This window comes from Pseudomonas sp. XP2, assembly GCF_053557975.1.
This window is the reverse complement of the sequence record NZ_JBNRIK010000001.1, coordinates 170,483-188,758: the sequence shown is the minus strand read 5'-3', so window position 1 is coordinate 188,758 and position 18,276 is coordinate 170,483. Positions and strand designations below refer to the sequence as shown.

The following is an 18,276-nucleotide window of genomic DNA, read 5'->3' as shown; positions in this document are numbered from 1 at the left end:
GGCTTACGCGGTCGAACCACGCCGCAAAGCCAGGAGAAGTGCCCATGGGCCTCAACGATCAGTGGATGCAACGTGACCTCAAGGTCCTGTGGCACCCCTGTACCCAGATGAAAGACCACGAGCAGCTGCCGCTGATCCCGATCAAGCGCGGCGAAGGCGTGTGGCTTGAGGACTTCGAAGGCAAGCGCTACCTGGACGCGGTGAGCAGCTGGTGGGTCAATGTGTTCGGCCACGCCAACCCGCGCATCAACCAGCGCATCAAGGACCAAGTCGACCAACTGGAGCACGTGATCCTGGCCGGTTTCAGCCATCAGCCGGTAATCGAGCTGTCCGAGCGCCTGGTGGCCATGACCCCGGCCGGCCTTGACCGGGTGTTCTACGCCGACAACGGCTCGTCGTGTATCGAAGTGGCGCTGAAGATGAGCTTCCACTACTGGCAGAACGTCGGCAAGCCGGGCAAGAAGCGCTTCGTCACTCTGACCAACAGCTACCACGGCGAAACCATCGCCGCCATGTCGGTAGGTGATGTGCCGCTGTTCACCGAAACCTACAAGGCGTTGCTGCTGGACACGATCAAGGTGCCTAGCCCCGACTGCTACCTGCGCCCCGAAGGCATGAGCTGGGAGGAGCATTCGCGCAACATGTTCGCCGCCATGGAGCAGACCCTGGCCGAACACCACGCCTCGATCAGCGCCGTGATCGTCGAGCCGCTGATCCAGGGTGCCGGCGGCATGCGCATGTACCACCCGGTGTACCTCAAGCTGCTGCGCGAGGCCTGCGACCGCTATGACGTGCACCTGATCCACGACGAAATCGCCGTGGGCTTTGGCCGCACCGGCACGATGTTCGCCTGCGAACAGGCCGGTATCCGCCCGGACTTCCTGTGCCTGTCCAAGGCCCTGACCGGTGGCTACCTGCCGCTGGCCGCCTGCCTGACCACCGACAAGGTCTACCAGGCGTTCTATGACGACTACCCGACCCTGCGCGCGTTCCTGCACTCGCACAGCTACACCGGCAACCCGCTGGCTTGTGCTGCGGCGCTGGCGACCCTGGATATCTTCGAGCAGGACAACGTGATCGAAGCCAACAAGGCCCTGGCCACGCGCATGGCCACCGCCACTGCGCACCTGGCCGAGCATGCTCACGTTGCCGAAATCCGCCAGACCGGCATGGCCCTGGCTATCGAAATGGTTCAGGACAAGGCTGGCAAGGTGGCCTACCCCTGGCAGGAGCGTCGCGGCCTGAAGGTGTTCGAGCATGCCCTGACCCGCGGCGCCTTGCTGCGGCCGCTGGGCAGCGTGGTGTACTTCCTGCCACCGTACGTGATCACCCCTGAGCAGATCGATTTCCTTGCCGAGGTCGCCAGCGAAGGCATCGACATCGCCACCCGCGACAGCGTCAGTGTTGCCGTGCCGGCCAACTTCCACCCCGATTTCCGCGACCCGGGCTAGCCCGGCAATTCGCCACACCACTTTTCCTGTGGGTGCGAGCGTGCTCGCGAACAAGGGCGAAGCCCTTGCCAGGCACCGCAGCGCCTGATTCGCGGGCACGCCCGCTCCCACAGGGGATCTGTGTCTCTCTATTTACCGAGCAAACCCATGAGATTGTCCCGCTTCTTCATCGACGCCCCCCTGAGCCTTGGCGAGCACGACCTGCCTGAAGCCCAGGCCCACTACATCGGCCGCGTACTGCGCATGGCCCCCGGCGACGCCGTGCAGCTATTCGACGGCAGCGGCCAGGAATACCTCGGTCAGCTGCTTGAAGTGGGCAAGAAAACCGTACGCGTCGACCTTGACCGGGCCATTGCCGGCCAGGCCGATTCACCGCTGCACGTGCACCTCGGCCAAGGCCTGTCCCGCGGCGAGCGTATGGATTGGGCGATCCAGAAGGCCACCGAGCTGGGCGCCAATGCAATCACCCCGATTGTCAGCGAGCGCTGCGAAGTGCGCCTGAAAGACGAGCGCGCCGACAAGCGCCTGGCCCATTGGCGGCAAGTGGCAATCAGCGCCTGTGAACAATGCGGTCGTTCTACCTTGCCGGTCATCCACCCACCCGTGACCCTGGCCGAATGGCTGGGCAGCACCAAGGCGGACCTGAAACTGGTCCTGCACCCGGTGGCCGAGCCGCTTACCAGCCACGAAAAACCTGCGACCCTGGCGTTTCTGATCGGCCCCGAAGGCGGCCTGAGCGAGGCCGAAGTCGAGCAGGCCAAAGCGTCCGGCTTCCACGCCGCCCGCCTCGGCCCGCGCGTGCTGCGCACTGAAACTGCGCCCGTTGTGGCGCTGTCGGTGGCACAGCAACTGTGGGGCGACTTTTGACTAGAGCACGTAGAACGACACCGCCACGAAATGCAGCAGGCTGCCGGTAATCACGAACAGGTGCCAGATGCCGTGAGCGTGGCGCAAGCGGCTGTCGAGCGCGAAGAAGATGATGCCCACGGTGTAGAACACCCCGCCGGCGGCCAACCAGGCAAAGCCGGCGCTGCCCAGCGATTGCAGCAACGGTTTCACTGCCACCAGCACGATCCAGCCCATCACGGCATAAATGATGATCGACAGGATCCGCGCCTCGGAACGCGGCTTGATCTCTTGCAGCATACCGATCACCGCCAGCCCCCAGACCACGCCGAACAGGCTCCAGCCCCAGGGGCCGCGCAGGCTGACCAGGCAGAATGGCGTGTAACTGCCAGCGATCAGCAGGTAGATAGAAAGGTGATCGAGCTTGCGCATGATTACCTTGGCCCGCCCGCGGGTGCTGTGGTACAGGGTGGAAATGCTGTACAGCAACAGCAGGGTGCTGCCGTAGATGGAGAAACTGACGATCTTCCACGGGTCCCCTTGCAGGCCCGCGACCACGATCAGCCAGATGGCACCGATACAGGCCAGGACAGCACCGACCAGGTGGGTCCAGGCATTGAAGCGTTCACCGTAATACATGCAAACACAGACCTCTTCAGGTGGGCTGGGTTCCTGATGTGATGCTGATGGCCTCTTCGCGGGCATGCCCGCTCCCACAGGTAATGCACAGGACTCAAGGTCAGTGGTGTACCTGTGGGAGCGGGCTTGCCCGCGAAGAGGCCCGCACAAGCATCATCCTAGCCAAGGTCAGGTTGCAGATCCGCGTCACGCACCAGCCTTTCCAGTGCAACCAGGTCCGGCACCCGAGCCACCTGCTCGCCCACCTGCACCGCCGCCAGCTCCAGCCTGCCCAGCGCCACGTCCACGTAGTTCAGCTGGCTGTCGAGCTTGCACGAGCGCGGGATGTCTTGCAGCAACAGCGCCAGGTAGCGCAGGCCGGTATCACCCAGTGCGTTGAGCACGACTACCCGGGCCCGCTCACCGCACGGGGTTTCACCCCCACACGCCGCCTCGAAGCCGATCAGCGGCAGGCGCTGCTGCCGCCAGTCGATCCAGCCCAGGTGCCAGGCGGGGTCGCCAGGCTGGCACACCAGGTTGCGCTGCCCGCTCAACTCAGCCACCGCCACGTTGGGCAGCACCAGGGTGCGATCACCCAAAGGCAGCAACAGCCCGGTCAGGCTGCTGCGCTGGCCGGAAATCAGTTCAAGCATGGGGCTGGCTCCAATGGGCGATACTCTGCAACAGCAGCGACTCCTGGTACGGTTTGCCCAGGTATTCGTTGACGCCGATGGCCATGGCACGGTCGCGGTGCTTCTGCCCGGTGCGCGAGGTGATCATGATGATGGGCAGGTCTTTCAGCCGCTCGTCACGGCGAATGCGTGTGGCCACCTCGAAGCCGTCCATGCGCGGCATTTCGATGTCCAGCAGCAACACGTCGGGGCGGTGGTCTTCCAGCAGGGCCATGGCATCAACCCCGTCCTTGGCCGTCAGCACGCTCATGCCGTGGCGTTCCAGCAGGCGGCTGGTGACTTTGCGCACGGTCACCGAGTCATCCACCACCATCACCAGCAACGCACGCCGCGGCGCCGGGCCGAGCAGTTGGCGCTGGGCTTCGCCGCCGGGCAAACGTGCCAGGCGCCGCTGCTGGCCGCGCAGCTGGCCGAGCAGGTCGAGAATCAGCACGACCCGCCCGTCACCCAGCAATGTCGCCCCCGATAACCCGGCCACCGCAGCGAACTGTGGCCCCAGGCTCTTCACCACGATCTCGCGGCTGGGCGACAGGCTGTCGGCCTGGATGGCGAACGACTGCTCCTTGGAATGCACCAGCAGCACTGGCAACGGCACGCTCTGCCCCAGCAGCGCGGGGCGCGGCACACCTTGCAGCAACTCGCCCAGGTAACGCAGCTCGTATTCGTGGCCGCCGTAGACATAGCGCGGCGTGTCCAGCTGATAGCACGCTGCGAGCTCTGCCGGCGGCACGCGGACAATGCCCTCGATGGTATTGAGCGGGATGGCGTACTGCTCTTCGCCCAGGTGCACCATCAGCGCACGGTTGATCGATACGGTGAACGGCAGCCGGATCAAGAAGCGTGCACCCTTGCCCTGGGCCGACTCGATGCTCATCGAGCCACCGAGCTGCTTGACCTCCTCGTGCACCACGTCCATGCCCAGACCGCGCCCGGAAATCTGGGTGATCTTCTCGGCGGTGGAAAACCCCGGGCGCAGGATGAACTGCAGGATCTCGTGATCGCTCAAGTCTGCGTGCGGATCCAGCAGGCCGCGCTTGATGGCCTTGCGCCGTACCGCGTCGAGTGGCACACCGGCACCGTCGTCAGTCATTTCGATAACGATATCGGCACCTTCGTGCAGCAAATTCAGGTGGATGGTGCCCTGCTCCGGTTTGCCAGCGGCCAGCCGTGCTTCGCGGCTTTCCAGGCCATGGTCGACAGCGTTGCGCAGCATGTGCTCCAGCGGTGCGACCATGCGCTCGAGCACACTGCGGTCCAGTTCGCCCTCGGCGTTGCCGACCACCAGTTCCACCTGCTTGCCCAGTTCGCTGGCCACCTGCCGCACCACACGCTGCAGGCGTGGCACCAGGCGTTCGAAGGGCACCATCAAAGTGGCGGTCAGGCCTTCCTGCAACTGGCTGTTCACCCTGGCCTGCTGCTGCAGAAGGCTGTAGGCCTCCTGGGCGCGTTGGGCCAGGGTTTCCTTCAGGTCGAGCAAGTCCGAGGCAGACTCGAACAAGGCCCGCGACAATTGCTGCAACTGCGAATGGCGGTCCATTTCCAGGGGATCGAAGTCGTCGTAGGCATCGCCTTCGAACGGCTGCCGGCTGGAGATCCGCCCCTGGGTCTCGTTATCCAGGCGCAGCAACTGGTCGCGCATGCGCTCCAGGGTGGTTTCCATCTCGTTGAGGGCGAACTGCGCATCGTTGACCTGCTGCTCGATGCGCCCACGAATGATCGAGTGCTCGCCAGCCAGGTTGCCCAGGTCATCGAGCAACTCGGCATCAACCTTGACCATGTCGCCTGCGGCCCGCTCTGGCGCTGCCGCCGGCAACTCGCTGGCGGCTGCCTCGACAGGCCCTTGGCCGGCCGCACTGTCGGTCAGGGCCGCGCTGCTGAAGTTACGGATATAGTCGATCAGTGCCGTGGCCGCATGCAACGGCTGCCCCAGGCGTACGGCATCCAGCATGTGCGCCAGGCGATCATGGCAATTCTGCAACAGCGCGAACAGTGGCGGGCTCGGCGGCAAACGCCCGGCAGCCAGCAGCTCGTACAGAAATTCCAGTTCGTGTGCCAGGTCACCGATGGGGGCAATTTCAACCATGCGCGCCACACCCTTCAGGGTGTGCAGGTCGCGCATCAGGTTGTCCACCTCGACGCTGCTACGCGGGTCGGCCTGCCAGCGCGCCAGGGCGGCAGCGGCGCTCTCGACAATGTCCGAGCTTTCTTCGAGGAACACTTCCAGCAACTCTTCGCCTGGGCTTTCCGGCTCGTCTGGCAGTGGCTCACCCACCTCTGGCAGCGAAGGGTCATGCGACAGCCCCAAAGTACCGCTCAGGTCCATGTCCGGGTGCAGCGGTGTCACCTTGTCGATGCCCACCAGGCCGGTGGCATCCGGTGCCAATGCCTGGTCCAGCAGCGTGCGCAGGCCATCGACCAGTTCCGGGCGTGACACGATGTCCTGCCCCGCCGCTACTTCGTCGAGCATGTCCAGCAGTGCCTCATGGGCCCGCTGCGTGTGGGCGAAAAAGCGTGCATCGGCTGGCAGGCTGCCCTCTTCCACGGCGCCATACAGATCGAGCAAGGCCTCGCACAGGTCATCCATCTGCCACAAGTCGGCCAGGTGCGCGGCATGGCCCAGGCTGGTCATCTGGTCGAGCAGGGTATCCAGCGCGTCGCGCTGGCCGGGCTGTTGCTGCCAGCGCGACAACAACGACTCGGCATCAAGCAGAATGTCCATGGCCTGGGCCAGAAAACTGGCAACCAGCTGCGGGTCGCGCTTGCTACGCCGGGCATGCTGCGGGTCGTCATGCCCGCTGGCCAGGCGGCTATCGACTGCCTGGCCAACCGCTTCGATCAGCTCCGCGGCGCCAGGGATGGCGGCCAGTGGTGTGCTGTCGAGTTGCGCCAGGCCCAGATGGAACAGCGAGCGCGCGGCTTCCAGCCATTCGATCTCGGCCATTTGCAGTGGCAACTGATGGCCCTTGTATTCACGGGCCAGGCGGTCGAAGGCGGTGGCCAGCTCAGCGATCGGCATCACCCCGGCCATGGCGGCACTGCCCTTGAGCGTGTGCAGGGCACGTTGCAGGCCATCGCTGACCGGCGTGTCGTGGCCGTCGGCGCCCTGCAGGAAATCATCAAGGCTGGCCAGGTGGCCCTGCGCCTCACTGCGGAAGATATCCAGCAACTGTGGCTCAAGGCCATCGATACTGGCCGCCGGTGCATCGTTTTCAGCCAGGGCATGCAGGTGCCCGGCCAGTTGTTCGATTTCGGTCAATTGCGGCAGCTGGCCGGTGGCAAAGTCCGCCAGCAGATCGGGCAAATGGACGAACACCTGTTGCAGGGCCACCACGCCTTCCGGGCTGAGCGCGCTGCGGCCCTCCAGCACCCGGTTCAGCAGGTGCTCGGCGCCCCAGGCAAGTTCGGCCACCGCCTCGGCATGCACCATGCGGCCACTGCCTTTGAGGGTATGCAGCGCACGGCGCACTTCCCCCAGCGCCCCGCGCTGCTGGTTATCGGCACGCCAGCGCAGCCAGTGGCGCTCGATTTCCGGCAGCAACTCGCCCGCTTCCTCGAGAAACACCTCGCGCAGTTCGTCATCGATGCCATCGCCATTGGCATCCAGGCCCGCTCGGGCATCCGCCTGCGCACAGTGCACACCCAACGCCGCCAGGCTGGCACACGCCATGTCGATGAACGGCTGGCCATCCGCCAGCGGGTCGGCCACCCGCCACTGCAGGTAGCATTCAGCGGCGCTGAGGGCCTCGGCCAGGTGGGTCAGCTCGTCGGCAGGCGGCTCCTCCTCCAGGTGCTGCAACCAACGCTGCACATAGCTTGCGCAGCCGGCAAGCAGCTCGGCCACGGCGGGCAGCATCAACATGGCCAAGGCCCCGCGAACCTGCTGCAACAGCCCTGGCAAGGGCTGCAGGCGCTGCCGGGGCCAGTCGGACTCCACATAGTCACCGATCAGGTCCTTGGCCTGCTGCAACACGTTCAGCGATTCGTTCAGGACCAGCTGGCGTATCTCGGCCAGGTCCGAGCCTGGCAGGCCGGCCTGGCCGTTTTCCTCCAGTGGGCCGACCATGCCATTCAGGGAGGCTTCCACATACAACAAGGCGCCCGCTACATCCATCAACACCGCGTCGTCCACGGCTCGTTCGCCCTGAGCCAGGGCCTGCAGCGCCAACACCTGGTCGATGATCACCCGCCGTGGTTGCTGGAAGCCCAGTACAGCCAGCGTATCAGCCACATGGCGCAGCGGCGCCAGCAGGGCATCAAGCTGCTCGCTGTGCTGGCGGTCGCTGCGCACGAACTGGTCCAGGCGCTCCTTGATGCGCATAAGGTCGTCGCACAGTGCGGTCACCACCGAGCGCAGGGCATCGCGGCCCGGCCCGGCCTGCAACTGTTCGCGCCAGTTGCCCAGCGAGAGGTCGAGGTTGGCCAGGTCGTCAGAGCCGGCAAAGCGCTGCGCAGCACCGCTGATCAGGCTGGCCTGGGCCAGCGGCTCGATGCCACGGCAGGCGCGCAGCTGGTTGAGCAGCGGCAGCATCACCAATGGCAGGTCGTGGCGGGCACCGCGCAAGCGCTCAAGGTATGAGGGCAACTGCTCCAGGCCCCGGAACAGCGCACCCAGGCAATCACCCCGTGGGCTCACCTGGCCGTCGGCCATGGCCTTGGCGAACAGCTCCAGTTCTTCGGCCAGACGCGTCGCACCTCGCAGCTCGAGCATGCGCAGGCAGCCATGCACCTGGTGCAGGTTGTCGACCACAAAGGCGAGTATCGACAGGTCGCCTGGCTCGCCGGCGAAACGCTCCAGCGCCTGACGCGCCTGGCCCAGGCAGTCGAGGATGGCAGCCTTGGTCCAGGCCAGCGCCACCGTGTCGTGGCGCTCGGGGCTTACAGCAGCAGATGCCATTGTCACTTCCTCAACGCGGCGCTTCACTTGGGCTCGGCAGGTGGCGGCAGGGTGAAGCCGGACACCGAACGGCGCATCTCGCTGGCCATGCGGGCCAGGTGGCGGATGCTGTCGGCAGTGGCCCCGGAGCCGGCGGAGGTCTGCGCGGTAATCTGCTGGATGACCGCCATGGTGTGTGAGATCTGCCCGGCCGACGAGGTCTGCAACTGGGCAGCGTCGGAGATGCTGTGGATCAGGTCGGCCAGGTTCTGCGATACGCCTTCGATTTCGGCCAGCGCCACCCCGGCATCCTGGGCCAGGCGGGCGCCGCGCACCACTTCGGCGGTGGTCTGCTCCATGGAGATGACGGCCTCGTTGGTGTCGGCCTGGATGGTGCGCACCAGCGCCTCTATCTGGCGGGTAGCCGATGACGAGCGTTCGGCCAGGCGCTGCACTTCGTCGGCGACCACGGCAAACCCACGGCCGGCCTCACCGGCCAGCGAAGCCTGGATCGCCGCGTTAAGGGCAAGGATGTTGGTCTGGTCGGCAATGTCGTCGATCAGGCTGACAATGTCGCCGATTTCCTGAGAAGACTCACCCAGGCGCTTGATCCGCTTGGCGGTGTCCTGGATCTGCTCGCGAATGTTGTCCATGCCATTGATGGTGTTGTGCACCACCTCGTTACCCTTGTTGGCGATGGCCACCGAGCGTTCGGCCACCTTGGCCGATTCGTAAGCATGCGCGGATACCCGGTCGATCGACTCGACCATGTCGCCGACGGCTTCGGAGGCCTCGCTGATCTGCTCGGCCTGGTGCTCGGAGGCCTTGGCCAGCTGGCGAGCGGTGTTTTGCGTGTCCTGCACGGCTGCGGCCACCTGCACGGCGCTGTGGTTGATGGTGGCCACAAGGTCGCGCAGCTGGTCTACGGAATAGTTGATCGAGTCGGCAATGGCGCCGGTAAAGTCTTCGGTTACCGATACGGTCACGGTCAGGTCGCCATCGGCCAGCTCTTCGATTTCGTCGAGCAGGCGCATGATCGCCTGCTGGTTGCGTTCGTTCTTTTCCGCCGTTTCGCGCAGCTGGCGGTTGGTGGTGCGCACCATGACCAGGCCGATGAGAATGATCGAGGCCAGCGCCAGCACGCCCAAGGCATAGCCGCCCACAGTATCGAGGGTGCGCCCGCCGGCCAGGTTCTCGAAACCGTTGGCCAGGTGCGACGCTTCGTCGAGCAGGGTTTGCGACAGGCTGAAGATGTTGCCGGCAGCTTCGCGCACGCGGAACAGTTCGGGCGAGGTTTCGAGGATTTCATCCACAGAACCGGCGACGAACTGGAACAGTTCGGCGATTTCCGCCAGCCGCGCGCGGGCGTCAGCGTCTTCGACGCGGGTTATCTGGATTGCCGCGTTGCCGCTGAGCATGCCCTCCAGCACCTGGCCAAAGCGGCCGGCATCACGGCCAAAAGCATCGGCCGCCTGGGCTGCGGCATCGTCACCGGCCAGCACAGTGTTGACCGAACCGAGGATGCGCTCGGCCAGCAACAACTGGCGCTGGGCCACCGCCACCTGGTTGGCCGGGGCGCCGCTTTGCAGCAGGATCTCAACCACCTTCTCGTATTCCACCTGCAACTGCGGCACGGTTTCGGCCAGCGTCGCCGCCACTTGGTGCAGCGACAGCACGGTCTGCTCGCTGGCCAGGATGGTGTCGGTGTTCTTGCGCAGGTTTTCCCAGTCGCGGCGTACCGATTCCATCTCGTCACGCACCGTGGGCGGCGCGGGCGGCAGCCCGGTGGACTTGTCACCCTGGCGCAGGTAGCCCCAGCGCCGCTCAAAATCGTTGCGCGCATCCGACAGCAGCTTGAATGCAAGGGCCTTGCCGGTGGCGGCTTCAGTGGCGTTCTTGGCGATGCGTTGCGACAGCACCCGCAGTTCCCCGGCATGGCCGATGTACTGCTTGTCGTAATTGGATTGGGTGTTCAGGTACGCGAAGTTGGCGAACAACAGGATGATCGACAGGATCAGGATCAAAAACAGCACAGTGATCTGCGCGATGCTGCGGGTACGCGGGCTCACGGTGGTCGCGGTAACGGAGGTGGCAGGCTTGTTCACGTTCGCAGGTCCTATAACGCCACATCGAGAAAGCCCGGCGCCTGGGCCAGGGCGAAGGGGCTGAAGATCGCCCAATTGCGTTCACGCGGGAAATGCCCCTGCACAAAACGTGCAGCGGCGCGCAGCAGTGGCTGCGGCGGCGACAGCTGCAGGCTGTCCAGGTCAAAGTGCTGCAAGCCCAGTACCTCGTCCACCAGCAGGCCGACGAACAGGGCCTCGTGGTCCAGCACCAGTACCCGCCGTTGCTTGCCCGGGGCGGCGTGGCCCAGGCCGAAGAAGCTGCTCAGGTCCATCACCGGCAACAACCGGCCGCGCAGGTTGGCTACCCCGCACACCCATGGCTGCACACCGGGGACGCGGCTGCTGCGCGGTTCACGCAGCACCTCGGCCACCTCACCCATGGGCGCGACAAACCACTGCCCGGCAATGCGAAAACCGATACCGCTCCACTGTTGCAGGCGGTTGTCTTGCGGCGGTTGGTCGGCAACCAGCAGGCGGCAGCGCCGGTCAATGTCCAGCAACAGCTCGAAGGCGGTCAGCGACGCGCCTTGCGGGCGGGTGGTCAAGCGCCCAGCACTTCTTTGAGCTTGGCGATCAGGTCGTCTTCTTCCACGGGCTTGGTCACGAAACCCCTCGCACCCTGGCGTTTTGCCCAGATGCGATCGGTTTCCTGGTCTTTGGTGGTAACGACCAATACTGGAATGGCGCTGGTCTCGGGGTCCTTGCTCAATTGCCGGGTCGCCTGAAAGCCGTTGAGAACAGGCATGACGATATCCATCAACACTGCATCGGGCTTTGCCTGACGCGCCAGCGCCACGCCATCGGCACCGTTGCTGGCTTTGAGCACCTCATGACCGTGCTTTTCAAGCCATCCGGCCAATTTGTACATCTCTGTCGGCGAGTCGTCGACAATCAGAACTCGGGCCATGCTGTTTCCCCATCAGGAAAGTAAGGCCGTGCCATGGCGGGGCGCGGTCAGGGTGCGTGTTGTGGAGGCGCGGTAAACCCGGGCACGTGGGCGCGGATCGCGTCGAGCAGCTCTTCCTTGCTGAACGGTTTGGTCAGGAACTGATCAGAGCCGACCACCCGGCCGCGGGCCTTGTCGAACAGGCCATCGCGCGACGACAGCAGGATCACCGGGGTGTCCTTGAAAGCACTGTTGTGCTTGATCACGGCGCAGGTCTGGTAGCCGTCCAGGCGCGGCATCAGCACATCAACGAAGATGATGCTGGGCTGGTGGTCGACGATCTTGGCCAGGGCATCGAAGCCATCGCTGGCGGTGATCACCTCGCAGCCCGCTTCACCGAGCAACATCTGGGCGGTGCGGCGGATCGTGCGCGAATCGTCGATCACCATCACCTTCAGGGGTTGTTCCATAGACGCCTACCAATGGAAATTAGCTGCACTTTTAGCATACTCCGGGTGGCCATTCCATCTGCGCCGCCCCTTGACCGGCGGCGTTCGCGGCGCCACCCTGAGCCACTTTTCTTACGCCATCGCGGCCACCTGCCGCCAAGAGGAACCACCCCATGAGCGTTCGCCTCGGCATTGTCATGGACCCCATCGCGTCCATCTCCTACAAGAAGGACAGTTCGCTGGCCATGCTGCTGGCCGCCCAGGCACGCGGCTGGAGCCTGTTCTACATGGAACAGCAAGACCTGTACCAGGGCGAAAGCAAGGCCCGCGCCCGCATGCGCCCGCTGAAGGTGTTTGCCGACCCGGCGCACTGGTTCGAGCTGGGCGAGGAGCAGGACAGCCCGCTGGCCGAGCTGGACGTGATCCTGATGCGCAAGGACCCGCCCTTCGACATGGAGTTCGTCTACAGCACCTACCTGCTGGAGCAGGCCGAGAATGAAGGGGTGCTGGTGGTCAACCGCCCGCAGAGCCTGCGCGACTGCAACGAAAAAATGTTCGCCACGCTGTTCCCGCAGTGCACCACCCCAACCTTGGTCAGCCGCCGCCCGGACATCATTCGCGAATTCGCGGCCAAGCATGTTGACGTGATCCTCAAGCCACTGGATGGCATGGGCGGCACGTCGATCTTCCGCCACCGGGCTGGCGACCCCAACCTGTCGGTGATCCTGGAAACCCTGACCGCGCTGGGCACCCAGCAGATCATGGCCCAGGCCTACCTGCCGGCGATCAAGGACGGCGACAAACGCATCCTGATGATTGATGGCGAGCCGGTGGACTACTGCCTGGCGCGTATTCCGGCCAGCGGCGAAACCCGTGGCAACCTGGCCGCCGGCGGGCGTGGCGAAGCGCGCCCGCTGACCGAGCGCGACCGCTGGATTGCCGCCCAGGTCGGCCCGACCCTGCGCGAGAAGGGCCTGTTGTTCGTGGGCCTGGACGTGATCGGCGACTACCTCACCGAAATCAACGTCACCAGCCCCACCTGCATCCGCGAGATCGATGCTGCCTACAACACCGATATCGGTGGCAAATTGATGGATGCCATTGATCGCAAGCTCAAGGCGCGCTGACAGCCAACGCGAAGCTAAACCGCAGAGTGGGGTATGATGCCGGTCCTATTCGACTGAGCTGCTGCCCCGCCCTGCAGTTGCTGGATACCTGATGACGCTGCCCGCTGACATCCCCTCCGACCTGCTGCCGCCCCGTGTTCGCCCGGTGGACCGGCTCGGCTTTACCCTGTTCCTGGCTGCCCTGGTGCACCTGGCGCTGATTCTTGGCGTCGGCTTTACCGTGGTCAAGCCTGCCGAAATCCGCCACACCATGGACATCACCCTGGCCACCTTCAAGAGCGAGAAAGCGCCCGAGAAGGCCGATTTCCAGGCTCAGGAAAACCAGCAGGGCAGCGGCACGCTGGACAAGAAAGCGGTGCCCACCACCACCGAACTGGCGCCGTTCCAGGACAGCAAGATCAACAAGATCACCCCGCCACCCGCCGCCAGGCCCGAGGTGGTACCCCCCCCTACCCCACAAAAGACGGCGGTAGTGACGACTGCGCCCAAGCCGCAGAAGGTCGAACCCAAGCCCAAGGAAAGCAAGGCACAGCCCAAGCCGGCGGCGCCCGCGCCAGACTTCGACAGCTCGCAGCTGTCCAGCCAGATCGCCAGCCTGGAGGCGGAGCTGTCCAACGAACAGCAGATGTACGCCAAGCGCCCGCGCATCCACCGCCTGAACGCCGCCTCGACCATGCGCGACAAGGGCGCCTGGTACAAGGAAGAGTGGCGCAAGAAGGTCGAACGGGTGGGCAACCTGAACTACCCCGACGAAGCACGTCGGCAACAGATCTACGGCAACTTGCGCATGATGGTGTCGATCAACCGCGATGGATCGCTGTACGAAGTGCTGGTACTGGAATCGTCCGGGCAGCAAGTGCTGGACCAGGCAGCGCAACGCATCGTGCGGCTGGCAGCGCCGTTTGCACCGTTCACCGGGGATTTGGCCGAGTTTGACCGGCTGGAGATCATCCGCACCTGGCGCTTTGCCCGGGGGGACCGTTTGTCCAGCAACTGACTCAGGGCCTCGGTGTAGGGCTTGCTATATGCGGTGGCGCGGATATCGAGCGCCGCCCGCGCGGCGCATCGCGAGCTACGCTCGCTCCTACGTTTGTTTCGGGCCAATTATTCCTGTTGGATTTGCGCGCGAACGCCTTGGCGCATGGCTCGATTTCGCGTCGTACGAACAAAGCGGTCGCGCGCGCCTGTCACAAGCGTAACTGGCCCGAAACAAACGTAGGAGCGAGCGTAGCTCGCGATGCGCCGCGCGGGCGGCGCTCGATCTCATAAGCGCCAAAAACCTCAAGACAGCCGCCAACCAAGCGACACAAATCCGCACCTTGTCAGCCTCGCCGCCTGGCGCCACACTATCCCCATGAAAACCCTCGCCCCGAGCTATCTCAAGCACCAGTTCCTGATCGCCATGCCGCACATGGCCGATCCGAACTTCGCCCAGACCCTCACGTACATTGTCGAGCACAATGAACATGGCGCCATGGGCCTGGTGGTCAACCGGCCGCAGGAACTGAGCCTGGCCGACATCCTCGAGCAGCTGCGCCCGGACGAAACGCCGCCGGCCAGCACCCTGCAGGTGCCGATCTACCAGGGTGGCCCGGTGCAGACCGATCGCGGCTTCGTGCTGCACAGCAGCGAATGCAGCTTCCAGGCCACCGTGGCCCTGGAAGGGCTGTCACTGAGCACATCGCAGGATGTGTTGCTTGCGATTGCCGCAGGGGTAGGCCCGAAACAGAGCCTGATCACACTGGGTTATGCCGGCTGGGAGGCGGGCCAGCTGGAAGCGGAACTGGCCGACAACGCCTGGCTCAACTGCCCGTTCGACGCGCAAATCATCTTTGACCGGGCCAGCGACCTGCGCCTTGAAGCAGCGGCCGCCAGCCTGGGGATCAACCTGCACTTGCTGACCAGCCAGGCGGGCCACGCCTGATGGCCGAACTACGCCTCTTGCTGGGTTTCGACTACGGCAGCAAACAGATTGGCGTGGCCGTCGGCCAGGTGATCACCGGGCAGGCACGCGAGCTGTGCACCCTGAAGGCGCAGAACGGCGTGCCGGACTGGGCTCAGGTGGAAAAGCTCATCAATGAGTGGAAACCCGATGCCATTGTCGTCGGCCTGCCGTTGAACATGGACGGCACACCCAGCGAAATGAGCGCCCGCGCCGAGAAGTTCGCCCGCCGCCTTAACGGCCGTTTCAACCTGCCTGTTCATACCCACGACGAACGCCTGACCACCTTCGAAGCCAAAGGCGAACGCATGGCCCGTGGCGGCCAGCGCGGCAGCTACCGCGACAACCCGGTCGATGCCATCGCCGCCGCCCTGTTGCTGCAAGGCTGGCTGGAGGCCAATACCTGATCACATTTGCCGCCGGGCCCGCCCGGCGCACCCTTCCGAGGAGCCCGCAATGAGCCTACCCAATCCCGCCGACCTGATTCGGCAGATGGCTGTCGACCTTCGTGCCCACCTGGCGCGCCGGGCAATCACCGAGCCCCGTTACATCGGTATCCGCACCGGCGGTGTCTGGGTTGCCCAGGCCCTGCAGGAAGCCATGGGCGACAGCAGCCCCATGGGCACCCTGGACGTCTCGTTCTACCGCGACGACTTCAGCCAGAACGGCCTGCACCCACAAGTGCGCCCGTCCGAGCTGCCGTTCGAGGTCGAGGGCCAGCACCTGGTGCTGGTGGATGATGTACTGATGAGCGGTCGCACCATCCGCGCGGCGCTCAACGAACTGTTCGATTACGGCCGCCCGGCCAGCGTCACCCTGGTCTGCCTGCTGGACCTGGACGCCGGCGAATTGCCGATCCGTCCGAATGTGCTCGGTGCCACCCTGTCGCTGGCCGCCCATGAACGGGTAAAATTGACCGGACCCGCACCGCTCGCCCTCGAGCGCCAGGACCTCGCCTCCGCTTCCGCCCTTTAAGAGTCCCCCGCGATGACGCCAATCGACGCCAAGCGCCCGCTGCAGCTCAATGATCAGGGCCAGCTGCGCCACTTCCTCTCGCTTGACGGTTTGCCCCGCGAACTGCTCACCGAGATCCTCGACACCGCCGACTCCTTCCTGGAAGTCGGTGCCCGGGCCGTGAAGAAAGTCCCGTTGCTGCGCGGCAAGACCGTGTGCAACGTGTTCTTCGAGAACTCGACCCGCACCCGCACCACCTTCGAACTGGCAGCCCAGCGCCTGTCGGCCGACGTGATCAGCCTGAACGTGTCGACCTCCTCGACCAGCAAGGGCGAGACACTGTTCGACACCCTGCGCAACCTCGAGGCCATGGCGGCCGACATGTTCGTGGTGCGCCATTCCGACTCCGGCGCCGCGCACTTCATCGCCGAGCACGTGTGCCCGGATGTCGCCGTGATCAATGGCGGTGATGGCCGCCACGCGCACCCGACCCAGGGCATGCTCGACATGCTGACCATTCGCCGCCACAAAGGCAGCTTCGAAAACCTCTCGGTGGCCATCGTCGGCGACATTCTGCACTCGCGCGTGGCGCGCTCCGACATGCTGGCGCTCAAAGCGCTGGGTTGCCCGGACATCCGCGTGATCGGCCCGAAAACCCTGATCCCGATCGGCATCGAACAGTACGGCGTGAAGGTCTACACCGACTTGGCCGAAGGCCTGAAGGATGTCGACGTGGTGATCATGCTGCGCCTGCAGCGTGAGCGCATGGCCGGCGGCCTGATGCCCAGCGAAGGCGAGTTCTACCGCCTGTTCGGCCTGACCACCGCGCGCCTGGCCGGGGCCAAGCCTGATGCCATCGTCATGCACCCGGGCCCGATCAACCGGGGCGTGGAAATCGAATCAGCGGTGGCCGACGGCAAACACTCGGTGATCCTCAACCAGGTCACCTACGGCATCGCCGTGCGCATGGCCGTGCTGTCCATGGCCATGAGCGGGCAGAACGCACAACGTCAATTCGACCAGGAGAACGCCCAGTGACCATCAGCATTCTTGGCGCCCGGGTCATCGATCCCACGACCGGCCTGGATCAGGTGACCGACCTGCACCTGGACGGTGGCCGCATTGCCGCCATTGGCGCCGCACCGGCCGGTTTCAGCGCCAGCCGTACGATACAGGCCGATGGCCTGGTCGCCGCACCGGGCCTGGTCGACCTGGGCGTGTCCCTGCGTGAGCCGGGTTACAGCCGCAAAGGCAACATCGCCAGCGAAACCCGCGCTGCCGTTGCCGGCGGTGTCACCAGCCTGTGCTGCCCGCCGCAGACCAAGCCGGTGCTGGACACCTCGGCGGTGGCCGAACTGATCCTGGACCGCGCCCGTGAGGCCGCCAACAGCAAGGTGTACCCGATCGGCGCCCTGACCAAAGGCCTTGAAGGCGAGCAACTGGCCGAGCTGGTGGCCCTGCGCGATACCGGTTGCGTGGCCTTCGGCAACGGCCTGAAACAAATCCCCAACAACCGGACCCTGGCCCGCGCCCTGGAGTACGCCGCCACCTTCGACCTGACCGTGGTGTTCCACTCCCAGGACCGTGACCTGGCCCAGGGCGGCCTGGCCCATGAAGGTGCCATGGCCAGTTTCCTCGGCCTGCCGGGCATCCCGGAAACCGCAGAAACCGTGGCCCTGGCGCGCAACCTGCTGCTGGTAGAACAGACCGGTGTGCGTGCGCACTTCAGCCAGATCACCAGCGCCCGTGGTGCACAGCTGATTGCCCAGGCGCAGGAGCTCGGCCTGCCGGTGACCGCCGATGTGGCGCTGTACCAGCTGATACTCACCGATGAGTCGCTGCGCGAGTTTTCCAGCCTGTACCACGTGCAGCCCCCGCTGCGCACTGCCAAAGACCGGGATGGCCTGCGCGCCGCCGTCAAATCGGGCGTGATCCAGGCGATTTCCAGCCATCACCAGCCGCACGAGCGCGACGCCAAGCTGGCACCGTTCGGTGCCACCGAGCCGGGTATCAGCAGCGTCGAGCTGTTGCTGCCACTGGCCATGACCCTGGTGCAGGACGGCCTGCTCGACCTGCCAACTTTGCTGGCCCGCCTAAGCAGCGGCCCGGCAGCCGCCCTGCGCCTGCCCGCGGGCGAGCTGAAGGTGGGTGGCGCAGCTGACCTGGTGCTGTTCGACCCACAAGCCTCGACAGTGGCTGGCGAGCAGTGGTTGTCGCGGGGCGAGAACTGCCCGTTCATCGGCCACTGCCTGCCGGGTGCGGTGCGTTATACCTTGGTCGATGGCCACATCTGCCACGAGGCCTGAGTAACC

General features: G+C 65.0%; 16 protein-coding genes. 9 read left to right on the top strand and 7 right to left on the bottom strand.

Annotation, left to right across the window (positions count from 1 at the left end):
- Nucleotides 1–44 precede the first annotated feature (44 nt).
- Entirely contained in the window at nucleotides 45–1,451 is a 1,407-nt protein-coding gene (locus ACK1VC_RS00795) for an adenosylmethionine--8-amino-7-oxononanoate transaminase (RefSeq protein ID WP_095116407.1), read from the top strand.
- Between the two features lie 147 nt (nucleotides 1,452–1,598).
- A complete protein-coding gene (locus tag ACK1VC_RS00790) occupies nucleotides 1,599–2,318 on the top strand; it encodes a 16S rRNA (uracil(1498)-N(3))-methyltransferase (protein ID WP_191087052.1) in 720 nt (239 codons plus the stop codon).
- Here ACK1VC_RS00790 and trhA read toward each other — a convergent pair whose 3' ends face one another.
- The 7 genes from trhA to ACK1VC_RS00755 form a co-directional block, all read right to left on the bottom strand.
- Nucleotides 2,319–2,936 (bottom strand): PAQR family membrane homeostasis protein TrhA, encoded by a 618-nt coding sequence (gene trhA / locus ACK1VC_RS00785; protein ID WP_070086476.1) that lies wholly within the window; start codon nucleotides 2,934–2,936, stop codon nucleotides 2,319–2,321. It lies immediately after the preceding gene.
- 158 nt (nucleotides 2,937–3,094) lie between these two features.
- Nucleotides 3,095–3,568: a chemotaxis protein CheW gene (locus ACK1VC_RS00780; RefSeq protein ID WP_016489537.1), complete on the bottom strand. Its 474-nt coding sequence runs from the start codon at nucleotides 3,566–3,568 to the stop codon at nucleotides 3,095–3,097.
- The gene (locus ACK1VC_RS00775; RefSeq protein WP_191087053.1) at nucleotides 3,561–8,501 is read right to left on the bottom strand and encodes a hybrid sensor histidine kinase/response regulator; all 4,941 of its coding nucleotides are present in this window, start codon (nucleotides 8,499–8,501) and stop codon (nucleotides 3,561–3,563) included. The genes ACK1VC_RS00780 and ACK1VC_RS00775 overlap by 8 nt, the downstream gene beginning before the upstream one ends.
- Nucleotides 8,502–8,524: 23 nt before the next feature.
- Complete coding sequence (locus tag ACK1VC_RS00770; protein WP_224372594.1) at nucleotides 8,525–10,549, bottom strand: methyl-accepting chemotaxis protein; 2,025 nt, start codon at nucleotides 10,547–10,549, stop codon at nucleotides 8,525–8,527.
- Nucleotides 10,550–10,596: 47 nt separating this feature from the next.
- Nucleotides 10,597–11,151, bottom strand: coding sequence for a chemotaxis protein CheW (locus ACK1VC_RS00765; protein WP_016489540.1), 555 nt, complete (start codon nucleotides 11,149–11,151; stop codon nucleotides 10,597–10,599).
- On the bottom strand, nucleotides 11,148–11,513 hold the full coding sequence (pilH, locus tag ACK1VC_RS00760; RefSeq protein ID WP_016489541.1) for a twitching motility response regulator PilH: 366 nt from the start codon (nucleotides 11,511–11,513) through the stop codon (nucleotides 11,148–11,150). The genes ACK1VC_RS00765 and pilH overlap by 4 nt, the downstream gene beginning before the upstream one ends.
- A gap of 47 nt (nucleotides 11,514–11,560) precedes the next feature.
- Complete coding sequence (locus tag ACK1VC_RS00755) at nucleotides 11,561–11,962, bottom strand: response regulator (protein ID WP_016501972.1); 402 nt, start codon at nucleotides 11,960–11,962, stop codon at nucleotides 11,561–11,563.
- A 152-nt stretch (nucleotides 11,963–12,114) separates the two neighbouring features.
- On the opposite strand from ACK1VC_RS00755, the gene gshB reads away from it, so the two are divergent.
- The 7 genes from gshB (at nucleotide 12,115) to ACK1VC_RS00720 (ending at nucleotide 18,270) form a co-directional block, all read left to right on the top strand.
- Complete coding sequence (gene gshB, locus ACK1VC_RS00750) at nucleotides 12,115–13,068, top strand: glutathione synthase (protein WP_060516883.1); 954 nt, start codon at nucleotides 12,115–12,117, stop codon at nucleotides 13,066–13,068.
- A gap of 91 nt (nucleotides 13,069–13,159) precedes the next feature.
- A complete protein-coding gene (locus ACK1VC_RS00745) occupies nucleotides 13,160–14,065 on the top strand; it encodes an energy transducer TonB (RefSeq protein WP_191087054.1) in 906 nt (301 codons plus the stop codon).
- Nucleotides 14,066–14,422: 357 nt separating this feature from the next.
- Nucleotides 14,423–14,992 (top strand): YqgE/AlgH family protein, encoded by a 570-nt coding sequence (locus ACK1VC_RS00740; RefSeq protein ID WP_016489545.1) that lies wholly within the window; start codon nucleotides 14,423–14,425, stop codon nucleotides 14,990–14,992.
- Entirely contained in the window at nucleotides 14,992–15,417 is a 426-nt protein-coding gene (ruvX, locus tag ACK1VC_RS00735; protein ID WP_016489546.1) for a Holliday junction resolvase RuvX, read from the top strand. Before ACK1VC_RS00740 ends, ruvX begins: the two co-directional genes overlap by 1 nt.
- Nucleotides 15,418–15,466: 49 nt before the next feature.
- A complete protein-coding gene (pyrR, locus tag ACK1VC_RS00730) occupies nucleotides 15,467–15,985 on the top strand; it encodes a bifunctional pyr operon transcriptional regulator/uracil phosphoribosyltransferase PyrR (RefSeq protein ID WP_016489547.1) in 519 nt (172 codons plus the stop codon).
- Between the two features lie 12 nt (nucleotides 15,986–15,997).
- Nucleotides 15,998–17,002, top strand: a complete 1,005-nt coding sequence (locus tag ACK1VC_RS00725; protein ID WP_191087055.1) for an aspartate carbamoyltransferase catalytic subunit — start codon at nucleotides 15,998–16,000, stop codon at nucleotides 17,000–17,002.
- Nucleotides 16,999–18,270, top strand: coding sequence for a dihydroorotase (locus tag ACK1VC_RS00720; RefSeq protein ID WP_016489548.1), 1,272 nt, complete (start codon nucleotides 16,999–17,001; stop codon nucleotides 18,268–18,270). Before ACK1VC_RS00725 ends, ACK1VC_RS00720 begins: the two co-directional genes overlap by 4 nt.
- Nucleotides 18,271–18,276: the final 6 nt, after the last annotated feature.